The sequence below is a fragment of the Enterobacter sp. MF024 genome, assembly GCF_005843915.1.
In the GTDB taxonomy this organism is placed as follows: Bacteria; Pseudomonadota; Gammaproteobacteria; order Enterobacterales; family Enterobacteriaceae; genus Enterobacter; species Enterobacter barmai.
Map to the genome: position 1 here is coordinate 667,758 of NZ_VCBB01000001.1, position 20,903 is coordinate 688,660.

Genomic DNA, 20,903 nt, shown 5'->3' on the forward strand with positions numbered 1-20,903 from the left:
AACGCATGTCCAGCTTTTTGTTACACTCGTTGTCCCCGGGTTGAGAGTGAAAAGAAATGAGCTATCTGAGCAAGGACGAACGGCGGGAAGAGATTTTGCAGGCCGCCATGCGCGTGGCCCTAAGCGAAGGCTTTACCGCAATGACCGTCAGACGTATCGCCGCCGAGGCAAAAGTGGCGACAGGTCAGGTCCATCACCACTTCTCCTCCGCAGGCGAACTGAAAGCCCAGGCCTTTGTGCGCCTGATCCGCACCCTGCTGGACGCCGACGTGGTGGCAGAAAACGCCAGCTGGCGTGAACGCCTGCATTCTATGCTCGGCAGCGACGACCGCAGTTTCGAGCCCTATATCCGCCTGTGGCGCGAAGCGCAGCTGTTAGCTATTCGCGACGACGAAATAAAAGGCGCCTACGTATTAACCATGGAGATGTGGCATCAGGAGACGGTAGCCATAATTCGCGCCGGGGCAGACGCAAAGGCTTTTACGCTTAACGATCGTCCGGAAAATATCGCCTGGCGCTTAATAGGTCTGGTCTGCGGCCTCGATAGTTTTTACGTGTTAAATATGCCTGAAATGGACGAGACCGCATTTAATCAGCATCTCGAAACCTTAATTACGCTTGAGCTTTATTAACCATTAATTTCATTTAACTGTTACGATTTGTAACACATTAAGCGAATCCTCTTCTCCCTTCTTTTCTCAGGGGTTCGCTTTTTTATCTATCCTTTCAGAAGACTCCCAAAACCACTCAAAAAATTCTCATCAGAATTTCAGGCATCTGCCTGAATGTATTTCTCTTTCTGCCATTTATGGAATGCAAGAGGGTAATATGTCGCAACAAACTGAGAAGAATAATCATTATCTTTTAAGTAACTGGAAACCGGAAAACGCTGCATTTTGGGAAAATAAAGGTAAGACGATTGCGCGACGAAATTTGGTTATCTCCGTCGCCTGTTTGCTGCTGGCATTCTGCGTCTGGATGCTATTTAGCGCCGTTGCGGTGAATCTGAATAAAGTCGGATTTAATTTCACTACCGATCAGCTATTTATGTTAACCGCCCTGCCGTCACTCTCCGGGGCAATATTACGCGTTCCCTACTCCTTTATGGTGCCTATATTTGGCGGTCGCTACTGGACGGTATTAAGCACCGTTATTCTGATTATTCCCTGCGTGTGGCTGGGTATTGCGGTACAAAATACATCTACCCCCTATTCGGTATTTATTATCATCGCCCTGCTGTGCGGTTTTGCCGGGGCCAACTTCGCCTCCAGCATGGGCAATATCAGCTTCTTCTTCCCCAAATCGAAACAGGGCAGCGCCCTCGGCATTAACGGCGGGCTGGGCAATCTGGGCGTCAGCGTGATGCAGATGGTCGCCCCGGTGGTGATCTTCCTGCCGATGTTTACCCTTCTCGGGGTACACGGCGTGCCGCAGGACGATGGTTCCAGCCTGTTCCTGGCGAACGCAGCCTGGATCTGGGCCCCGCTACTGCTGCTGGCGACCCTTGCCGCTTTTTTTGGCATGAACGATATCGCCAGCTCGAAGGCCACCATCGCCAGCCAGCTCCCGGTGCTTAAGCGTCTGCACCTGTGGCTGCTGAGCCTGCTCTATCTGGCCACCTTCGGCTCGTTTATAGGTTTTTCGGCGGGCTTTGCCATGCTGTCGAAAACTCAGTTCCCGGACGTTAACATCCTGCATCTGGCCTTCTTCGGCCCGCTTATCGGCGCGCTGGCCCGTTCGGCGGGCGGGGTGATCTCCGACAAGCTCGGCGGGGTGCGCGTCACCCTGGTCAACTTCATCTTTATGGCGCTGTTCAGCGCCCTGCTTTTCCTCACCCTGCCGGGCACCGGTTCCGGCAGCTTTACCGCCTTCTATCTGGTGTTTATGGGGTTGTTCCTCACCGCTGGCCTCGGCAGTGGATCCACCTTCCAGATGATCGCTGTCATCTTCCGGCAAATCACCGTCTATAGAGTGAAACTCCACGGCGGCACCGACGAACAGGCGCAGAAAGAGGCCGTTACCGATACCGCCGCCGCGTTGGGGTTTATCTCGGCCATTGGCGCCGTCGGCGGGTTCTTCATTCCCAAAGCCTTCGGCACGTCGCTGGCGATGACCGGCTCGCCGGTCGGTGCGATGAAGGTCTTCCTGGTGTTCTACATCGTCTGCGTGTTCGTCACCTGGCTGGTGTATGGCCGTCGGCAGAAGCACGTAAAATCATAACGATATTCAATACTTTGTGAGCAGTGTAACCCCGGGGTGGTGCGTCGCCCCGTCAGGAGAAACGTCATGAGTAAACTGTTGGATCGCTTTCGTTATTTTAAACAAAAAGGCGACACCTTCGCCGATGGACACGGTCAGGTGATGCACACCAACCGCGACTGGGAGGACAGCTATCGCCAGCGATGGCAGTTCGACAAAATTGTGCGATCCACCCACGGGGTGAACTGTACCGGCTCCTGCAGCTGGAAGATTTACGTCAAGAACGGGCTGGTCACCTGGGAAACCCAGCAGACCGACTACCCCCGCACCCGCCCCGACCTGCCCAACCACGAGCCGCGCGGCTGCCCGCGTGGCGCCAGTTACTCCTGGTATCTCTACAGCGCCAACCGCCTGAAGTATCCGCTGGTGCGCAAGTCGCTGATTGAGCTCTGGCGCGAGGCGCTGGCCCAGCACAGCGATCCGGTCCTGGCCTGGAACGCCATCCAGAACGATCCGCAAAAGAGCCAGCGCTATAAGCAGGCCCGCGGCCACGGCGGGTTTGTCCGCTCGAGCTGGAAAGAGCTGAACCAGCTTATCGCCGCCGCTAACGTCTGGACCATCAAACACTACGGCCCGGACCGGGTGGCGGGTTTCTCGCCGATCCCGGCGATGTCGATGGTCTCCTACGCCGCCGGTACCCGCTATCTCTCCCTGCTGGGCGGCACCTGTCTGAGCTTCTACGACTGGTATTGCGACCTGCCGCCCTCCTCGCCGATGACCTGGGGCGAACAGACTGACGTGCCCGAATCCGCCGACTGGTACAACTCCAGCTATATCATCGCCTGGGGCTCCAACGTGCCGCAGACCCGCACCCCGGACGCCCACTTCTTCACCGAGGTGCGCTACAAGGGCACCAAAACCATCGCCATCACCCCGGATTTCTCGGAAGTGGCGAAACTCAGCGACCAGTGGCTGGCGCCGAAACAGGGTACCGACAGCGCCTTAGCCATGGCGATGGGGCATGTGATCCTGAAAGAGTTCCACCTCGATAACCCCAGCGACTACTTCCTCAACTACTGCCGCCGCTATACGGACATGCCGATGCTGGTGATGCTCGATCCCCGGGACGACGGCAGCCTGGTCCCAGGCCGGATGCTGCGCGCCTCCGACCTCGCCGAGGGGCTGGGCGAAGCCAATAATCCGGAGTGGAAAACCATCGCCTTCACCCTCACCGGGGATCTGGTAGTGCCAAACGGCTCTATCGGCTTCCGCTGGGGTGAGAAAGGCAAATGGAACCTCGAATCGCAGGCGGCAGGCCAGGAGACCGAGCTGGCGCTCTCCCTGCTCGGCACCCACGACACCGTCGCCGGGGTGGCTTTCCCCTATTTTGGCGGCAACGAAAACCCGCATTTCCGCAGCGTGAAGCAGGAGCCGGTGCTGGTGCGCCAGCTGCCGGTCAAAACCCTCTCCCTTGCCGATGGCCGCCAGCTGCACGTCGCCAGCGTTTACGATCTGGTGCTGGCGAATTACGGCCTCGACCGGGGGCTGGAGGATAACCTCGCGGCAAAAGATTACGCCGAGATCAAAGCCTACACCCCGGCCTGGGGGGAGCAGATCACCGGCGTGCCGCGTCGCCATATCGAGCAGATCGCCCGGGAGTTCGCTGATACTGCCCATAAAACCCACGGCCGGTCGATGATCATCCTCGGGGCCGGGGTCAACCACTGGTATCACATGGACATGAACTACCGGGGGATGATCAACATGCTGGTCTTCTGCGGCTGCGTGGGCAAAAGCGGCGGCGGCTGGTCGCACTATGTCGGCCAGGAGAAGCTGCGCCCGCAAACCGGCTGGCTGCCGCTGGCCTTTGCCCTGGACTGGAACCGTCCGCCGCGCCAGATGAACAGCACCTCCTTCTTCTACAACCACGCCAGCCAGTGGCGCTATGAAAAACTGACCGCCCAGGAGCTGCTCTCCCCGCTGGCGGACGCCTCGAAGTTCACCGGGCACCTGATCGACTTCAACGTGCGGGCCGAGCGCATGGGCTGGCTACCCTCCGCGCCGCAGCTCAACCTCAACCCGCTGCACATTAAGGCCCAGGCCGATGCCGCAGGACTGTCGCCCCAGGAGTACACCGCCCAGGCGCTGAAATCCGGCGATATCCGCATGGCCTGCGAGCAGCCGGACAGCGGGCACAACCACCCGCGCAACCTGTTCGTCTGGCGCTCGAACCTGCTTGGCTCCTCCGGAAAAGGCCACGAGTACATGCTCAAATACCTGCTGGGCACCGAAAACGGTATTCAGGGTGAAGAGCTGGGCAACACCGATGACGTGAAGCCGGAAGAGGTGGAGTGGCAGACCGCCGCCATCGAGGGCAAGCTGGATCTGCTGGTCACCCTCGACTTCCGCATGTCCAGCACCTGTCTGTTCTCGGATATCGTCCTGCCTACCGCCACCTGGTACGAGAAAGACGACATGAATACTTCGGATATGCATCCGTTTATTCATCCCCTTTCCGCCGCCGTGGACCCGGCCTGGGAGTCGCGCAGCGACTGGGAGATCTACAAGGGCATCGCCAAAGTCTTCTCAGAGGTGTGCGTCGGCCATCTGGGAACGGAAACCGACGTGGTGCTGCAGCCGTTGCAGCACGACTCTCCGGCGGAGCTCTCCCAGCCGTTCGATATCGCCGACTGGCGCAAAGGCGAATGCGATCTGATCCCCGGCAAAACCGCGCCGACTATCGCCGTGGTGGAGCGCAACTATCCGGAAACTTACGAGCGCTTTACCGCCCTCGGCCCGCTGCTGGACAAACTCGGCAACGGCGGGAAAGGCATCTCCTGGAACACCCAGGACGAGGTCGATTTCCTTGGCAAGCTCAACTACGTCAAGCTCGATGGTCCGGCGAAAGGCCGTCCGCGCATCGAAACGGCGATTGACGCCTCGGAAGTGATTCTCGCCCTCGCCCCGGAAACCAACGGCCAGGTGGCGGTGAAAGCCTGGGAAGCGCTGGCGGAGTTCACCGGACGCGAGCACAGCCATCTGGCGCTGAACAAGGAAGACGAGAAGATCCGCTTCCGCGATATCCAGGCCCAGCCGCGCAAGATCATCTCCAGCCCGACCTGGTCCGGCATTGAGAGCGAGCATGTCTCCTACAACGCCGGATACACCAACGTCCACGAGCTGATCCCGTGGCGCACCCTCTCCGGGCGTCAGCAGCTTTATCAGGATCACCTCTGGATGCGCGCCTTCGGCGAAAGCCTGGTGGCCTATCGTCCGCCGATTGATACCCGCAGCGTCAGCCATATGCGCGAGATCCCGCCGAACGGCTTCCCGGAAAAAGCGCTCAACTTCCTGACCCCGCACCAGAAATGGGGCATCCACTCCACCTACAGCGAAAACCTGCTGATGCAGACCCTGTCGCGCGGCGGGCCGATTGTCTGGATCAGTGAAACCGACGCCAGGGAGCTGGGCATTGAGGATAACGACTGGATCGAGTGCTTCAACGCCAACGGCGCGCTCACCGCCCGGGCGGTGGTCAGCCAGCGCGTGCCGCCGGGGATGACCATGATGTACCACGCCCAGGAGCGCATCCTGAACATTCCGGGTTCCGAAGTGACCGGACGGCGCGGCGGCATCCATAACTCGGTGACCCGCGTCTGCCCGAAACCGACGCACATGATCGGCGGCTACGCCCAGCTGGCGTACGGCTTCAACTATTACGGCACCGTGGGCTCCAACCGCGACGAGTTCATCATGATCCGCAAAATGAAGAACATTAACTGGCTGGACGGCGAAGGTCGGGATCAGGTACAGGAGGCGAAAAAATGAAAATCCGCTCACAGGTTGGCATGGTTCTGAACCTTGATAAGTGCATCGGCTGTCACACCTGCTCGGTGACCTGCAAAAACGTCTGGACCGGGCGCGAAGGAATGGAGTACGCCTGGTTTAACAACGTCGAAACCAAACCAGGCATCGGCTATCCGAAAAACTGGGAAGATCAGGAGCAGTGGCAAGGCGGCTGGATCCGCGGCATCTCCGGCAAGCTGACCCCGCGCCTGGGCGGCAAACTGGGCGTGCTGTCGAAAATCTTCGCCAACCCGCAGATGCCGCAGATTGACGACTACTACGAACCCTTTACCTTCGACTATCAGGATCTGCACCGCGCCCCGGAAGGCGGCCATCTGCCTACCGCCCGCCCGCGCTCGCTGATCGACGGCAAGCGCATGGACAAAATCAAATGGGGACCCAATTGGGAGGAGCTGCTCGGCGGCGAGTTCGAGAAACGCGCAAGGGATCGTAACTTCGACCGGATGCAGAAGGAGATGTACGGCCAGTTCGAAAACACCTTCATGATGTATCTCCCGCGCCTGTGCGAACACTGCCTGAACCCGAGCTGCGCGGCAACCTGCCCGAGCGGGGCCATCTACAAGCGCGAAGAGGACGGCATTGTGCTGATCGACCAGGACAAGTGCCGGGGCTGGCGTCTGTGCATCAGCGGTTGCCCGTACAAAAAAATCTACTTCAACTGGAAGAGCGGCAAGTCGGAAAAATGCATCTTCTGCTATCCGCGTATTGAATCCGGCCAGCCGACCGTCTGCTCGGAAACCTGCGTCGGACGCATCCGCTACCTCGGCGTGCTGCTGTATGACGCCGATCGTATCGAAGAGGCGGCCAGCACCGAGCACGAAACCGATCTCTACGAGCGTCAGTGCGATGTATTTCTGGATCCGCACGACCCGGCCATCATCGAGGAAGCGGTTAAGCAGGGCATTCCTCAGAACGTGATTGACGCGGCGCAGCGTTCCCCGGTCTACAAAATGGCGATGGACTGGAAGCTGGCCCTGCCGCTGCACCCGGAGTACCGCACCCTGCCGATGGTCTGGTATGTGCCGCCGCTGTCGCCGATCCAGTCCTACGCCGATGCCGGTGGTCTGCCGCAGACCGACAGCATTCTTCCGGCGGTGGAAAGCCTGCGCATTCCGGTGCAGTACCTGGCGAATATGCTCAGCGCGGGCGACACCGGCCCGGTACTGCGTGCCCTGAAGCGCATGATGGCGATGCGCCACTACAAACGCTCCCAGACTGTCGAAGGGGTGACCGATACCCGCGCCATTGAAGAGGTGGGCCTCAGCGTTGAGCAGGTGGAGGAGATGTACCGCTATCTCGCCATCGCTAACTACGAAGACCGCTTCGTGATCCCGACCAGCCACCGGGAGATGGCCCGCGACGCCTTCCCGGAGCGCAACGGCTGCGGCTTTACCTTTGGCGACGGCTGCCACGGCTCCGACACCAAATTCAACCTGTTTAACAGCAGCCGCATCGACGCCATCAACATCACCGAGGTGCGCGAACATGGGGAGGGAGAGTGATGCAGATCCTCAAAATTATCGCCCTGCTGATTGAGTACCCGGACGAGGCGCTGTGGGAGAGCCGCGACGAGGCGCGGGCCCTGGTGGCGCAGGACGCCCCGGCGCTGCTGCCCTTTGCACAGTACTATCTCAGCGCCCCGCTGCTCGACCGGCAGGCGTCCTGGTGCGAGGTGTTCGAGCGCGGGCGCGCCACCTCGCTGCTGCTGTTCGAGCATGTGCATGCCGAGTCGCGGGATCGCGGCCAGGCGATGGTTGACCTGATGAACCAGTACGAGCAGGCCGGGCTGCAACTCGACTGCCGCGAACTGCCGGACTATCTGCCGCTCTATCTGGAGTATCTGAGCATTCTGCCGGAAGCCCAGGCCCGGGAGGGTCTGCAGAACGTCGCGCCGATCCTGGCGCTGATCGGCGGGCGGTTGAAACAGCGGGAGGTAGCGCAGTATCAGCTCTTCGACGCCCTGCTGAAATTTGCCGGCAGTAGGCTATCCAGTGACAGTGTCACCAAACAGGTGGCAGGCGAAAAACGGGACGACACCCGCCAGGCGCTGGACGCGGTCTGGGAAGAGGAACAGGTGAAGTTTATTGAAGATAACGCCACGGCCTGCGACAGCTCGCCGATGCAGCAGTATCAACGACGCTTTAGCCAGGACGTCGCGCCGCAGTACGTTGACGTCAGCGCCGGAGGCCCAAAATGACACAGCATCTGAACGTCTTTTTCTTCGATATCTACCCTTACATCTGCGCCGCGGTCTTTTTCCTCGGCAGTTGGCTGCGGTATGACTACGGCCAGTACACCTGGCGCGCCTCCTCCAGCCAGCTGCTGGACAAGCGCGGCATGAACTGGGGCTCGAACCTTTTCCACATCGGCATTCTGGGGATTTTCTTCGGCCATCTGTTCGGGATGTTAACCCCGCACTGGATGTACGCCTGGTTTCTGCCGATGGCGGTTAAACAGCAGCTGGCGATGATCGCCGGGGGGATTTGCGGGGTGCTGACGCTGATTGGTGGCTCGATGCTGCTCTACCGCCGCCTGTTCAACCAGCGGGTACGGGCGACGTCAACCACGCCTGATATCATCATCATGAGCATTCTGCTCACCCAGTGCGTGCTCGGCCTGACAACCATTCCGTTCTCGGCGCAATACCCGGACGGCAGCGAAATGCTGAAGCTGGTCGGCTGGGCGCAGGGGATCTTTACCTTCCAGGGGGGCTCGTCTGAAATGCTGACCGGCGTGGCCTTTATTTTCCGCGTCCATCTGGTGCTGGGGATGACCATCTTCCTGATCTTCCCCTTCACCCGACTGGTGCACGTCTGGAGCGCGCCGTTCGAGTACATTACGCGACGTTATCAGCTGGTGCGATCGCGGCGTTGAGTCCGCGTCACGACGGGGTTTGCTCCCTCTCCTCTTTGGGGAGAGGGTTGGGGTGAGGGGAAACATGCGACTCTGGTGGTGCTTCCGCTCACTCCAGAACATCATGCCGCATAAAAACGCCGGGTGGCGGCTTCGCCTTACCCGGCCTACCAAACCGCACCACACCGTAGGCCGGGCAAGCGCACGCGCCGCCCGGCGTTGTTGGCCGCAGAATCCGTGCTCCCGCCGGGTGGCGGCTGCGCCTTACCCGGCCTACCCAACCGCACCACGCCGTAGGCCGGGCAAGCGCACGCGCCGCCCGGCGTTGTTGGCAGGCTATAGACCTGGCAAACCGCCGTTAATCAAGGAAACGATCAAAAACAGCAGAAGAATGGCGCAAACAATCCCAATACCAAACAGGACTGTGTGAAACATCAACGTTCCTCCACCGAATGCTAAAGCGCCCGTTATTCCCCAGCGATTCTCCTTGCGCATGCCGCCGATAAAAGCCAGCCCCAGCGCCACTACCGCAAGAACAATCCCGCCATTATGTAGGAGGTTATCAATATCCAGGGTGTTGTTTTCCTCAACAGCCGGGGACTTGCCGGTGAGACCAGCAATAATGCCTTTTTTAACAGCCGCAACCTGTTCAGCGACTACCGTTTCCAGCGTGGGCGGTGGGGATGAAAATGGACCTAAAGAAAAATGCACAATGCCGACGATCAGGGCGATGGTGCCCAACAGCATCCCCAGCGAGCAGTATTTATTCTGCGATAAGATTTCCATATCTCAGTGCCTTGTGTTGATGAGTAAAAAACGTAACGGTAAGTTATTCGACAGGCAGCATTGTACATAATATCAGCAAGATGCGAACCGCTATTCGCCGGGTGGCGGCTGCGCCTAATCAGGCCTACCCAACCGCACCAAACCGTAGGCCGGGCAAGCGCAAGTGCCGCCCGGCGTTGCAAGCCGCAGCGTACTATTTCCCTGCCTGCGGATGGGTTTCAAACCCGGCCATCACCGCCGTCAGTTCGGCCAGGGTAAAGCCGTGCTTCGGATCGTCCACGCCCAGCTCAAAGCGTTCCTGCATCACCTGATATAACGCAGCCGCATCCGGCAGGTTAACCTGCTCCACCGCCTGCCCGTCCTGCCAGTGGGTAAAGTGGAAGTTGGTGAGGGTCAGCTTGCCACCGTCGGGCAGGTGGCGGCACATCAGCAGATGGTGGCGGAAATGGGACTGCGGCCAGTGCGCGGACCAGAAGTTGCCCATCACGTAATCGGCCTGATACTGCGCGGTGAGATCGAAGTGATACATCGACTGCCAGTGCTCGTGATGGCGGAACTGCAACACCCAGTCGCTGCCGTCGTTGATCAGCCGGTAGAGCCCGTGGGGCGTCGCCTGCTCCTCTTCGGCGATGAGACGAATCGGCGCGGTCAGGGTCTGTCCGCCAAAGCCGACGTCGGCTATCCAGGATTCACCGTCGAGCTCCACCAGCAGCAGACGGTGGGTGCGCGGCGGCATGTGCGGCGGGTTCGCCAGTACCACCCTGCCCAGCAGGCTTCGCACGTTAAAGCCCACCTCGCGAAGCAGCCGCTCGAACAGGCCGTTCTGCTCAAAGCAGTACCCGCCGCGTCGGGCGGTGACCAGTTTATCGACCAGGGAGTGATCGTCGAGCTGGATCTCGCGCGGCAAAACCACATCGATATTCTCAAACGGGATGGCGCTGTTGTGATGCAGGTGCAGCGCCCGTAGGGTGGCGATATCCACGGAAACCGGCTGCTGCCAGCCGGTACGGGCGAAATAAGCGGTCAAAAACGGGGTCATGATGGGCTCCTTTAACATTTCTTCCTTGTTTATAAACTATATTTTTCAGCCCACTGTCGCAAAAGTGCTTTTTACCCGCGCGTTGAGCGCTGCATGATCCCCAGCGCCGTCAGCATCAACACTAGCCCGGTCAGCAGCGTCAGGGTGGCCATCGCCATTCCCTGTCCGACGGAGCCCTGCTCGAACTGCCGCCATATAAACACCGACACGGTCTGCGTACCCGCCGGAGCCAGCAATAGCGAGGTGACCAGCTCGCGGGAGGCAATAGCGAATACCATCAGCATCGCCGCCAGCATCGCCGGAGAGACCAGCGGCAACACAATAAAACGCAGCGCCTGCAATGCCGACGCGCCATGCACCCGGGCGGCAGGCTCGAGATTACCCCCCAGCTGGCGCAGCGCGCTGCCGACATAGCGCACCGGCCAGGGCAGCAGCAGGCAACAATAGGAGAGCAGCAAAATCGCCCAGCTGTTATAAGGCGATACCGGCCAGAACGGGCGGTTCCACAGCAGGATCAGCCCCACCCCGACCACCACGCCCGGCAAAGCAGCGGGCATCAGGGAGAGCGCATCCAGCAAACCCCGACCTTTGATCTTCTGGACCACCACCAGCCAGGCGGCCAGCAGCCCCAGCACCCCGGTGATACAGGCCGCGCCCAGCGCCAGGGACAGGCTGGTGCCCAGCGCCGAGAGCGCATCTCCGTGCTGGCTGAACAGGGCCGCATAGTGAGCGCCGGTCAGATTGGCCAGCGTCATCCCGCCGGACAGGGTTCCGAGTACGCCGGAGAGCGCCATCGAGGCTCCCGGCAGGATCACCGCGATAACCCCCACCAGCGCCATGAGCGCCACCACCGGCAGCGTAAACACCCCGGCGTTTGCACCCATATTCTCCGTCGGTTTGCCGGTAATGCTGGTCACATCCTGATGACCGGTCAGCTTTTTCTGCAGCCACCAGGCGCTGAGCGCGATAGCCACCAGAACCACGGACAGCATCGATGCTCCAGAGAGATCGATCGGCCAGTCGGCGAGCTTTTTCTCGATATCGGTGGTCAGCATCAGCACGCCTGCACGCGTACCCAGCGCGGCGGGCACGCCAAACTCTTCAATCGCCAGGGTAAAAGCCAGCAGCATCCCCGCCGCCAGCGACGGCGAGAGCATCGGCAAGGTGATATGCCAGAATGCCCGACCGGGGCTGGCACCGTGAACGCGCGCCACCAGGGCCAGACGCTGCCCGCTCGCCAGCAGGCTGCGCGACACGGCAAAATAGACCACCGGGAAGATGTTGAGCGCCATCACCAGCACGATACCGGTCTTGCTGAACAGCAGATCGTTAAGGTTGAGCCCGGTCAGCTGTTGCAGATAGCCGTTGGTTTGCAGTACCAGCATCCACGACAGTGCGGCAATGTACGGCGGGGTTAAAAACGGGATCAGAAACAGCAGATCCCAGAGTTTCGGTAGCGGCAGATTAAACAGGCCGCGTGCCACCCCGAGTGGAAAACCAATAAGAGCACTGACCAGCGCCACGCCGAGGGCGATTTGCAGCGTCCCGCCCAGCATGCCCGGCAGCTGCGGCTCGGCCAGCAGCGTGCCGATGCCGCTGAATGCCCTGGAGAACTGCCCGGCGCTGAACTGCGGGAACACCGCCTGCAGCAGAATAAAGGTCAGCGGAAACGCCACCAGGATCAGCAGTAGCCCCAGCGTCGTCACCGAAAGATATTTAGGATTCACAAAGCAGTCCTGAAGACGGGGTTGCCCCCGTCGCATGATTATAAGGTGAAGAGCGTGTTGAAACGCTTGAGGATGTCGCTGCGTTCGCTGGAACCGTCGCTTTTGGTCGGCAGGATTTTCAGGTCGTTAAGCAGCGGACGTTTGGCCTGCACGTCGCCACGGGCGGGCATCAGCCAGGCATCGGCTACCATCACCTGGCCTTCTGGCGACAGGACGTAATCCACGAACGCTTTGGCGTCATCCGCATGCTGGCTGGATTTGAGGATCATCATTGGACGCGGGGCAATCACCGTGCCGCTGGCCGGGAAGATCACCTTCAGGGATTCGCCCTGGCTGATGTTGCCATACGAGACGTAGTCCACCGCGCCAAAGACCGCCGCTTTCGCCCCCTGCATCACCGGCGTCACCGCCTGGGCATTCGGGCCGCTCACCACCATGCCGTTCTTTTTCAGCTCATCAAACAGGGTCCAGGCCTTATCGCCCATGCCATTTTGCAGCCCGATCAGCAGATCCAGCGACGCCCCAGACAGCGCCGGGTCCGGCGTAGTGACTTTATCTTTAAAAGCGTCGGTGGTCAGATCGCGCCACTCTTTCGGCTCCGGGGTGCCGCTTTTGGTGTTCCAGACGATGCCTAACGCCGACACGCCCTGGGCGACAAAGTCGTCTGATTTCAGCTCCGCAGGCACGTTGGCCGCGTTAGCGCTCTGGTACGGCAGCAGCCAGCCACGGTTGTGCAGATCTTCTGCGGTATCCCACGAGGCGGAGATCAAAATATCGGCCTGCGGGTTGGCCTGCTCTGCCTCGAGGCGGGCCATCACTTTACCGGTGGTGGCCTGGAAAATATCCACCTTCACGCCGGTTTTCTTCTCAAAACCGCTGACCAGATTTTTGGCAAGCGACCCCGGCCCCGCGGTGTAGACGGTCAGCGCGTGGGCGCTGGACATCATAACGGACGATAACGCCATGGCTAACAGCACTCCTTTTTTGACGGACATTGCAGCTTTCATGCGAACTCCCCTGAGGTGGTAATCAAACGATCGGCAGCGACGCTGCCAGCAGACAAATGCACGATGCGATCGGCCAGGATTTCAGCCTCCCGGCGGTCGTGGGTAACATAGACGGCGGTGGTGCCGAGCTGGCGCAGCAGCGTGGCCATCTCGTGACACAAGGTTCCACGCAGTTCGCTGTCGAGGTTGGAGAGCGGCTCGTCAAACAGCAGCACCCGCGGCTCGGCAACAATGGCCCGGGCCAGCGCCACGCGCTGTTGCTGCCCGCCGGAAAGCCCGGCCGGTTTGCGTTCGGCAAAATCGCTTAAGCCAACGCGCGCCAGAGCCTGCGCCACGCGGCTGTCGCGTTCCTGACGCGGGACATTGCGCATTCTCAGCGGGAACATCACATTCTGTGCCACGGTCATGTGCGGCCAGAGGGCGTAATCCTGGAACACCATCCCGATGTCCCGGGCTTCCGGCGGCAGTGCCCATCCGGTTTTCGCCACCAGGCGATCGCCAAAATGGATCTCCCCCTCTGCGGGCTGGGTTAACCCCGCCAGCAGACGCAACAGGGTACTTTTCCCGCAGCCCGACGGCCCCAGCAGCGCAACCACGCTACCCGGCTCGATTTGCAGATCGATTTGATTCAATACGGTATTCGCGCCAAAAGCGTACGACACGCCTTTGAGCGAGATGGAAGTGAGCATATTGTTATCCTCTTTGGGATTTGATGCACGCCACTGTAGGCAGCTTATGTGACGTATATATGACGTGTTTGTTGCATATTGATTTCTGATGGCTTTCAGGCGTTTAATGCCTGCACCTGTCCTGCGAGGAAAATCTATGAGCCACTTCCGCCCCGTTGAGTTAATGCACGCCAGCCGCCTGTTGAATCACGGCCCGACCATCCTGATCACCAGCCGCGATGACACCCTTGATCGGCGTAACGTGATGGCCGCCGCCTGGTCTATGCCGGTCGAGTTCGAACCGCCGCGCATCGCCATCGTGGTGGATAAAAGCGCCTGGTCGCGGGAGCTGATTGAGCGCAGCGGCATGTTCGGGATTGTGGTTCCCGGCGTAGCGGCCACCAACTGGACCTACGCCGTGGGCAGCGTCAGCGGGCGCGAGGAGGATAAGTTTAACTGCTACGGCATCCCGGTGATTAACGGCCCGGTGCTGGGCCTGCCGGTGATCGAAGAGAAGTGCCTGGCCTGGATGGAGTGCCGTCTGCTGCCCGCCACCTCCGCCGCAGAAAAATATGACACCCTGTTTGGCGAAGTGGTTTCTGCCGCCGCAGACGAGCGGGCGTTCGTGGCCGGACGCTGGCAGTTTGACGACGATAAACGCAATACCCTGCATCATCTCGGCGCGGGGACTTTTGTCACCAGCGGTCGGCAGGTGAAAGCGCCCGGTCAGTAAGTTTTATAGGGGATGCGCATCCGGTCCAGCACGTTAGTAAAATCCTGCACCGCGATAAAGACCACCGCCCCTTCCCCCGGGATGACGTTGGTAATGATCCCCACCGTCTCCCCGGTCAGGCTGTCGATCACCGGCCCGCCTGACATGCCGGATACCGCCCCCGCCCCGGTGACAATCCCGTAGTAGCAGCCGTTGCGCTTAACGAAGCCGTCGATCTTGCCCCGGCTGGATTTCGGCAGGCTGTTGATGGCGCTGTAGCCGAACAGAGTGACGTTGCGCCCGGCCCGGGCGTAGGCCAACTGGTGGACGATCTTCCCGAGGTTGTTATCGGCAATCACCGCCACATCGCAGATGGGGTGCTGGGCTTTGATCGGCTTCAGAAGCGGCACCGCGACGTGCGCGGCGGTGAGCGACAGGGTGCTGGAGACCGGAAACGTGGTGCCCTGCATCCCGGCCACAAACCAGTTCAGCGGTGCCGGCAGGCCGATAAAGACCATATCCGCCTGTTTCGTGGCGGCAAAGTCGGTCTTGCTGGTACCGGACATCACCACGCACCCCAGAAGCAACAGGGGGGCGGCGGTGACGGCGAGAGCGAGATGCAGGCGCTTCATGGTTCGCCCGGAGCTACTTTTTCGAGCGTCCGGCGATGATCTCATCGGCCACAACGCGCGGCGCTTCGGCGTAGTGGTGAAACTCCATGCTGTAAGTCGCCCGCCCCTGCGACATCGACCGCAGCGTGGTGGCGTAGCCGAACATCTCCGCCAGCGGCACGTCGGCACGGATTATCTGGCTGCCGAACTGCTCCTCCATTCCCTGCACCAGCCCGCGCCGGGACGAGAGGTCGCCCATGATATTCCCGGCGTACTCTTCCGGGGTTTCGACCTCCACGTGCATCATCGGCTCCAGGATCACCGGGTCGGCCCTGCGCGCCGCGTCCTTAAAGCCAAAGATCGCCGCCATACGAAACGCCATCTCCGAGGAGTCGACGTCGTGATAGGAGCCGAAGGTCAGGGTCGCTTTGATATCCACCACCGGATAGCCGGCCAGCACGCCGCTGTTCATCGCCTCGCGCAGCCCTTTCTCAACCGACGGAATATACTCCCGCGGCACCACCCCGCCCTTGGTGGCATCGACAAAGGCGAAGCCGCTGCCCGGCTCCTGCGGTTCGAGGCTCAGCACCACGTGGCCGTACTGCCCTTTGCCCCCGGACTGGCGGACAAATTTGCCTTCGACGTCGCTCACCGCTTTGCGGATAGTCTCCCGGTAGGTCACCTGCGGACGGCCAATGTTGGCCTCAACGCCGAACTCGCGCTTCATGCGGTCGACGATGATCTCAAGATGCAGTTCGCCCATCCCGGAGATAATGGTCTGGCCGGATTCTTCATCGGTATGCAGGTGGAAGGAAGGATCTTCCGCCGCCAGACGATGCAGGGCGATGCCCATTTTCTCCTGATCGGCCTTGGTTTTCGGCTCGATAGAGAGGGAGATCACCGGGTCCGGGAACTCCATCCGCTCAAGGGTGATCACCGCATTGGGGTCGGTCAGGGTATCGCCGGTGGTGACATCCTTAAGCCCCACGCAGGCGGCAATATCCCCGGTTCTGAGCTCTTCGACGTCATGACGGTCGTTGGCGTGCATCAGCACAATGCGCCCGATGCGCTCCTTTTTGCCCTTCACCGGATTAAACACCGCGTCGCATTTTTTCAGCACCCCGGAGTAGACGCGGATAAAGGTCAGCTGGCCGACGTAGGGGTCCGACATCAGCTTGAACGCCAGCGCCGAGAAGGGTTCGTCGTCGTTGGGGTGACGTTCGGCGTGCTGGCCTTTTTCATCCACGCCGTCGATAGCGGGCACGTCGAGGGGCGACGGCATCAACTCGATCACCGCATCGAGCATCCGCTGCACCCCTTTGTTTTTAAAGGCGCTTCCGCAGAGCATCGGCTGGATCTCCCCGGCCACCGTGCGTTTACGTAAGCCGCGGATGATTTCCGCCTCGTCGAGATCGCCGGTTTCGAGGTATTTATCCATCAGCTCGTCGCTGGCTTCCGCCGCCGCCGAGACCATTTTTTCCCGCCAGGCTTGCGCCGTCGCCAGCAAATCGTCCGGCACCGGGGCATAGCTGAAGGTCATCCCCTGGGTAGCGTCATCCCAGAGGATGGCCCGCATGTGGATCAGGTCGACCACCCCGGTAAAGTGATCTTCCGCGCCGATGGGGATGACAATCGGCACCGGATGGGCTTTCAGCCGGTCGATCATCATCTGCACAACGTGAAAGAAATCGGCTCCCGGCCGGTCCATCTTGTTGACGAAAGCGATGCGCGGGACCCGGTACTTGTTGGCCTGGCGCCAGACCGTTTCCGACTGCGGCTGCACGCCGCCCACCGAGTCGTAAACCATCACCGCGCCGTCCAGCACCCGCATGGAGCGCTCCACCTCAATGGTGAAATCGACGTGGCCGGGGGTGTCGATAATGTTGATGCGGTGCGGCTCAAACTCGCGATCCATGCCCGACCAGAAGCAGCTCACCGCCGCCGAAGTGATGGTAATCCCCCGCTCCTGCTCCTGCGCCATCCAGTCGGTGATCGCCGCGCCATCATGGACCTCCCCCATCTTGTGACTCACCCCGGTATAGAACAGGATGCGCTCGGTAGTGGTGGTTTTACCGGCATCAATATGTGCCGAGATACCGATGTTGCGATAACGCTCGAGAGGAATGGGCCGGTTCATGATGCATCCTTATTTAATGGACATGAAAATCACGCGCTGGGTTAGCGCGTGGAGGTATGTAGATCAGTGTAGTGCCCTGTAAACCGGGGGACGGGTGATTTGGCGGTGGGGTGGTGGGGGATTTACACAGCGGGTGACCAGCCGTCGTATTGCAGGGCGAACTGTTGTGCCGGGCCCTGGCTCACCGTTGCAGTGACCGGGGCATTAAAGTGCATCCCTGAAACAGTGAGTTTGTCGGTTGCTACCCGCTCAAGCAGGCGTTTGCGGGTGGCTGCCGCAGCAACGGGATCGCTGTCAAAGGCGATGGTCACCTCCGGGTGTTCAACCTGGATATGCGGGAAATGGACAATATCGCCCCAGATAAGCAGGGACGCTTTCTCATCGCCAACAACGTAGCCGCTGTGGCCGGGGGTATGGCCAGGCAGGGCCACGGCGTGGATCCCGGGCAGGATATCTTCCTGACGGAACGGCACCAGCTTCTCGTCGTATGCCGCGAAAGCGTTTTGCGCCAGGGAGAATGAGGGCTTAAACCCATCCGGCGCGCTGGCCTGCACGGTTTTATTCCGCCAGAACGCCAGTTCATCCTGATGGACAAACAGCCGTTCAACATTGCGGAAATGCGGCGTCTGCAAGGGGCCCGCCAGACCCCCAATATGGTCGGGGTGCGCGTGGGTGAGCAAGATCGTATCGATCTGCAACGGATCGATACCCGCCGCCGCCAGCGCCACGGGCAAACGTCCGCCCCACCCTTTAAAATTCCCCGCTCCGCTGTCGACCAGGATGGTCTGTTTACCGTTCTGAATCACATAGACGTTGATGTTCATCCGTGGCAGCACAGAGACGCCGCGCCGTTGCAAAACGGCTTCAGCCTGTGACCCGGTAATGCCGGATAACAGCTCAAATGAAGCGTCGAGATAGCCATCGCTGAGCATAGTGACCACCATATCGCCCACTTTTTTGCGATTGACTGCAGGGGCCTGCATAGTATGAACAGGTGACATGTCATTACCTCTTTTGGTTGAATGACATCAGCATAAGTATTTGGTGATGCGCTAAAAAGTGGCGTTTTCGTATTACACTGTTATCACATAAGAAACAATCCTACCCGGAAGGCGGAAACGATGAGCGCCAGGATGTTCGAGCTGATGAACATATTTGTAGAGGTTGCCGAACAGGGCAGCTTTACGCGGGCGGCGGACAGGCTGCAGCTTCACCGCCCTGCCGTCACCAAAGCCCTGCAACAACTGGAAGACGAACTGGGGACAAAACTCCTGCACCGGACCACCCGCAAAACCAGCCTCACCTCTGAAGGGGAACTGTTTTTCCAGCGTGCAAAAGTCCTGCTGCATGAGGTGGACGACGTGCTGGATTCTTTCTCACCTACCCGCCCGCCGCGTGGCCGGCTTCGCGTCGATACCCCGCTTTCGCTTGCCCATGCGGTGCTGATCCCTGCGCTGTCCAGGTTTCAGGAAATATACCCGGAGATTGAGCTGGAGTTGACCTCCTCCGATCACCGCGTCGATATGGTGGCGGAAGGGATTGACTGCGTGATCCGTCTTGGGGAGTTGCAGGACTCCACGCTTATCTCCCGACGTCTTGGGGATGCGCGCCTGGTGACCTGCGCCTCTCCCGCCTATCTGGAAAAATACGGCACCCCTTCAACACCTGACGAACTCGCGGGACATAAAGCAATAATGTTCTTTTCCGGCCACAGCCGTGCGGTGATGGACTGGCGTTTTGTGCAGGACGATACCCCGGTGATCGTGCGTCCCGCCAGAACCATGCTGGTCGATAATTCCGATATATTGCTCTCCTGCGGGCTGTCGGGGCTGGGTATGTTACAGGGGATCCATGCAGTTCTGGCTCCGCATCTCCGGGCTGGCGCGCTGGTTGAGGTGCTTGCCGACTATACCACCGTCACCAAGCCCATCTCGGTGCTCTATCCCGACCGACGCTATCTGGCGCCTAAAGTGCGGGTCTTTATCGACTGGTTAAGCGAACTCTTTACCGAACAATCAGCGCAGTTAACCGGATTGTTACCCATAAAGAAACATTGAAGTTCCGATAGCGCGGTTTTTCCCTCGAATGATGCCCGGTACAGTTTGTTCATCAGACAGTCCGTTAAGTCATTCGAGGTGAAAAATGTCGAAAGTTGTTGTGTTTAACCAGACGGGTAGCGCAGATGTGCTCGAACTTCAGGACGTTACCGTGCCCGCCCCGTCGGCGGATGAGGTACAGATTGCGGTTCACGCCATCGGCATTAACCGGGCTGAGATCATGTATCGCACCGGTCAGTATGTCATCGAGCCACAGTTCCCGGCTCGCCTCGGCTATGAAGCTGCCGGAGTGGTGAAATCCGTCGGAACCAACGTCACCGAATTTAGCCCTGGCGACAGGGTGAGCGTGATCCCTGCCTTTTCGTTCAGCGTCTATGGCATGTACGGCGAAGTCGTGAACGCACCGGCACACGCCGTAGTGAAACATCCCGAGAACCTTAGCTTTGAACAGGCTGCTGCCAGTTGGATGATGTACGTCACCGCCTTTGGTGCCCTGGTCGAGTACGGCGAGGTGAAAAAAGGGGATTATGTTCTGATCAACGCCGCCTCCAGCAGCGTCGGGCTGGCGGCCATTCAAATAGCGAGAATGCGCGGTGCCCTTCCTGTCGCCATGACGCGCACAAGCGATAAGCGCGCCCTGCTGCTGGAGGCAGGTGCCGCTGCGGTGGTCGCCAGTCAGGAGCAGAATGTGGCTGATGAGCTAAACCGCATTACGGAGGGTAAAGGGCTGCAGATGGTCTTTGACCCGGTGGGCGGCCCAGGCGTGGGGGACATTGCGAAGGTGATGTCTGACGGCGCCGTGTTCTTCCAGTACGGTGCGCTGGACAGCCGCGATCTCTCGGTGCCGGTGTTCGCGATCCTCGGCAAACATCTGACCTTCCGCGGGTATGAGCTTTTTGAGATCACCACCAACGCCGACAAAATGGCGCGAGCAAAAGCCTTTGTCAGTGACGGGTTACGCAGCGGAGCGCTTAAGCCGCTCATCGACAAAACCTTTCCGCTGGAACAGATTGCTGATGCACAGCGGTATATGGAGTCGAACGGCCAGGTAGGGAAGATTGTGGTGACGGTGTGAGGTTTTAAACCAGCCGGGTGGCGGCTGCGCCTTACCCGGCCTGGGGGTTCGGGGCTGGTTTTGCCGTGTGGCGGCTGCGCCTTACCCGGCCTACGGTTCGGGGGGGGGTTTTGCCGGGTGGCGGCTTCGCCTTACCCGGCCTGGGGGTTCGGGGCGGGTTTGCCG

At 60.0% G+C, this 20,903-nt stretch carries 17 protein-coding genes; 9 read left to right on the forward strand and 8 right to left on the reverse strand.

Annotated elements, in window-relative coordinates:
* Positions 1-56 precede the first annotated feature (56 nt).
* The 6 genes from FFB58_RS03375 to narI all read left to right on the forward strand — a co-directional run bounded on the left by FFB58_RS03375 (position 57) and on the right by narI (position 8,940).
* A complete protein-coding gene (locus FFB58_RS03375; RefSeq protein WP_138368993.1) occupies positions 57-632 on the forward strand; it encodes a TetR family transcriptional regulator in 576 nt (191 codons plus the stop codon).
* A gap of 196 nt (positions 633-828) precedes the next feature.
* On the forward strand, positions 829-2,220 hold the full coding sequence (locus FFB58_RS03380) for a NarK family nitrate/nitrite MFS transporter (protein WP_138368994.1): 1,392 nt from the start codon (positions 829-831) through the stop codon (positions 2,218-2,220).
* A 66-nt stretch (positions 2,221-2,286) separates the two neighbouring features.
* The gene (locus FFB58_RS03385) at positions 2,287-6,027 is read left to right on the forward strand and encodes a nitrate reductase subunit alpha (protein WP_138368995.1); all 3,741 of its coding nucleotides are present in this window, start codon (positions 2,287-2,289) and stop codon (positions 6,025-6,027) included.
* Positions 6,024-7,568, forward strand: a complete 1,545-nt coding sequence (gene narH, locus FFB58_RS03390; RefSeq protein ID WP_138368996.1) for a nitrate reductase subunit beta — start codon at positions 6,024-6,026, stop codon at positions 7,566-7,568. Before FFB58_RS03385 ends, narH begins: the two co-directional genes overlap by 4 nt.
* The gene (gene narW / locus FFB58_RS03395) at positions 7,568-8,263 is read left to right on the forward strand and encodes a nitrate reductase molybdenum cofactor assembly chaperone (protein ID WP_138368997.1); all 696 of its coding nucleotides are present in this window, start codon (positions 7,568-7,570) and stop codon (positions 8,261-8,263) included. Before narH ends, narW begins: the two co-directional genes overlap by 1 nt.
* On the forward strand, positions 8,260-8,940 hold the full coding sequence (gene narI, locus FFB58_RS03400; protein WP_039028710.1) for a respiratory nitrate reductase subunit gamma: 681 nt from the start codon (positions 8,260-8,262) through the stop codon (positions 8,938-8,940). The genes narW and narI overlap by 4 nt, the downstream gene beginning before the upstream one ends.
* 315 nt (positions 8,941-9,255) lie before the next feature.
* Here narI and FFB58_RS03405 read toward each other — a convergent pair whose 3' ends face one another.
* From FFB58_RS03405 to FFB58_RS03425, 5 genes are all read right to left on the reverse strand, one after another.
* The gene (locus FFB58_RS03405) at positions 9,256-9,705 is read right to left on the reverse strand and encodes a hypothetical protein (protein ID WP_138368998.1); all 450 of its coding nucleotides are present in this window, start codon (positions 9,703-9,705) and stop codon (positions 9,256-9,258) included.
* 193 nt (positions 9,706-9,898) lie between these two features.
* Entirely contained in the window at positions 9,899-10,744 is an 846-nt protein-coding gene (gene nhoA / locus FFB58_RS03410; protein ID WP_138368999.1) for an N-hydroxyarylamine O-acetyltransferase, read from the reverse strand.
* 71 nt (positions 10,745-10,815) lie between these two features.
* Positions 10,816-12,471, reverse strand: coding sequence for an iron ABC transporter permease (locus tag FFB58_RS03415; protein WP_138369000.1), 1,656 nt, complete (start codon positions 12,469-12,471; stop codon positions 10,816-10,818).
* Positions 12,472-12,509: 38 nt separating this feature from the next.
* Complete coding sequence (locus tag FFB58_RS03420) at positions 12,510-13,478, reverse strand: ABC transporter substrate-binding protein (RefSeq protein WP_138369001.1); 969 nt, start codon at positions 13,476-13,478, stop codon at positions 12,510-12,512.
* The gene (locus FFB58_RS03425; RefSeq protein WP_138369002.1) at positions 13,475-14,167 is read right to left on the reverse strand and encodes an ABC transporter ATP-binding protein; all 693 of its coding nucleotides are present in this window, start codon (positions 14,165-14,167) and stop codon (positions 13,475-13,477) included. The genes FFB58_RS03420 and FFB58_RS03425 overlap by 4 nt, the downstream gene beginning before the upstream one ends.
* 136 nt (positions 14,168-14,303) lie before the next feature.
* Between FFB58_RS03425 and FFB58_RS03430 the strand changes: the two genes are divergently transcribed.
* Positions 14,304-14,879 carry a flavin reductase family protein gene (locus FFB58_RS03430; protein WP_138369003.1) on the forward strand — a complete coding sequence of 192 codons (576 nt, stop codon included), beginning with the start codon at positions 14,304-14,306 and terminating at the stop codon, positions 14,877-14,879.
* Here FFB58_RS03430 and FFB58_RS03435 read toward each other — a convergent pair.
* The 3 genes from FFB58_RS03435 to FFB58_RS03445 all read right to left on the reverse strand — a co-directional run bounded on the left by FFB58_RS03435 (position 14,873) and on the right by FFB58_RS03445 (position 18,607).
* A complete protein-coding gene (locus FFB58_RS03435) occupies positions 14,873-15,490 on the reverse strand; it encodes a trypsin-like peptidase domain-containing protein (RefSeq protein WP_039028702.1) in 618 nt (205 codons plus the stop codon). The genes FFB58_RS03430 and FFB58_RS03435 overlap by 7 nt on opposite strands.
* A 13-nt stretch (positions 15,491-15,503) precedes the next feature.
* On the reverse strand, positions 15,504-17,606 hold the full coding sequence (gene fusA, locus FFB58_RS03440) for an elongation factor G (protein ID WP_138369004.1): 2,103 nt from the start codon (positions 17,604-17,606) through the stop codon (positions 15,504-15,506).
* A 122-nt stretch (positions 17,607-17,728) separates the two neighbouring features.
* Positions 17,729-18,607 carry an MBL fold metallo-hydrolase gene (locus tag FFB58_RS03445; protein WP_138369005.1) on the reverse strand — a complete coding sequence of 293 codons (879 nt, stop codon included), beginning with the start codon at positions 18,605-18,607 and terminating at the stop codon, positions 17,729-17,731.
* Positions 18,608-18,727: 120 nt separating this feature from the next.
* Here FFB58_RS03445 and FFB58_RS03450 point away from each other — a divergent pair, with 120 nt between their 5' ends.
* Together FFB58_RS03450 and FFB58_RS03455 are read left to right on the forward strand one after the other, a co-directional pair.
* Positions 18,728-19,663: a LysR family transcriptional regulator gene (locus FFB58_RS03450; protein ID WP_138369006.1), complete on the forward strand. Its 936-nt coding sequence runs from the start codon at positions 18,728-18,730 to the stop codon at positions 19,661-19,663.
* An 85-nt stretch (positions 19,664-19,748) separates the two neighbouring features.
* Positions 19,749-20,738 carry a zinc-dependent alcohol dehydrogenase family protein gene (locus FFB58_RS03455; protein WP_138369007.1) on the forward strand — a complete coding sequence of 330 codons (990 nt, stop codon included), beginning with the start codon at positions 19,749-19,751 and terminating at the stop codon, positions 20,736-20,738.
* The last annotated feature ends 165 nt before the right edge of the window (positions 20,739-20,903 follow it).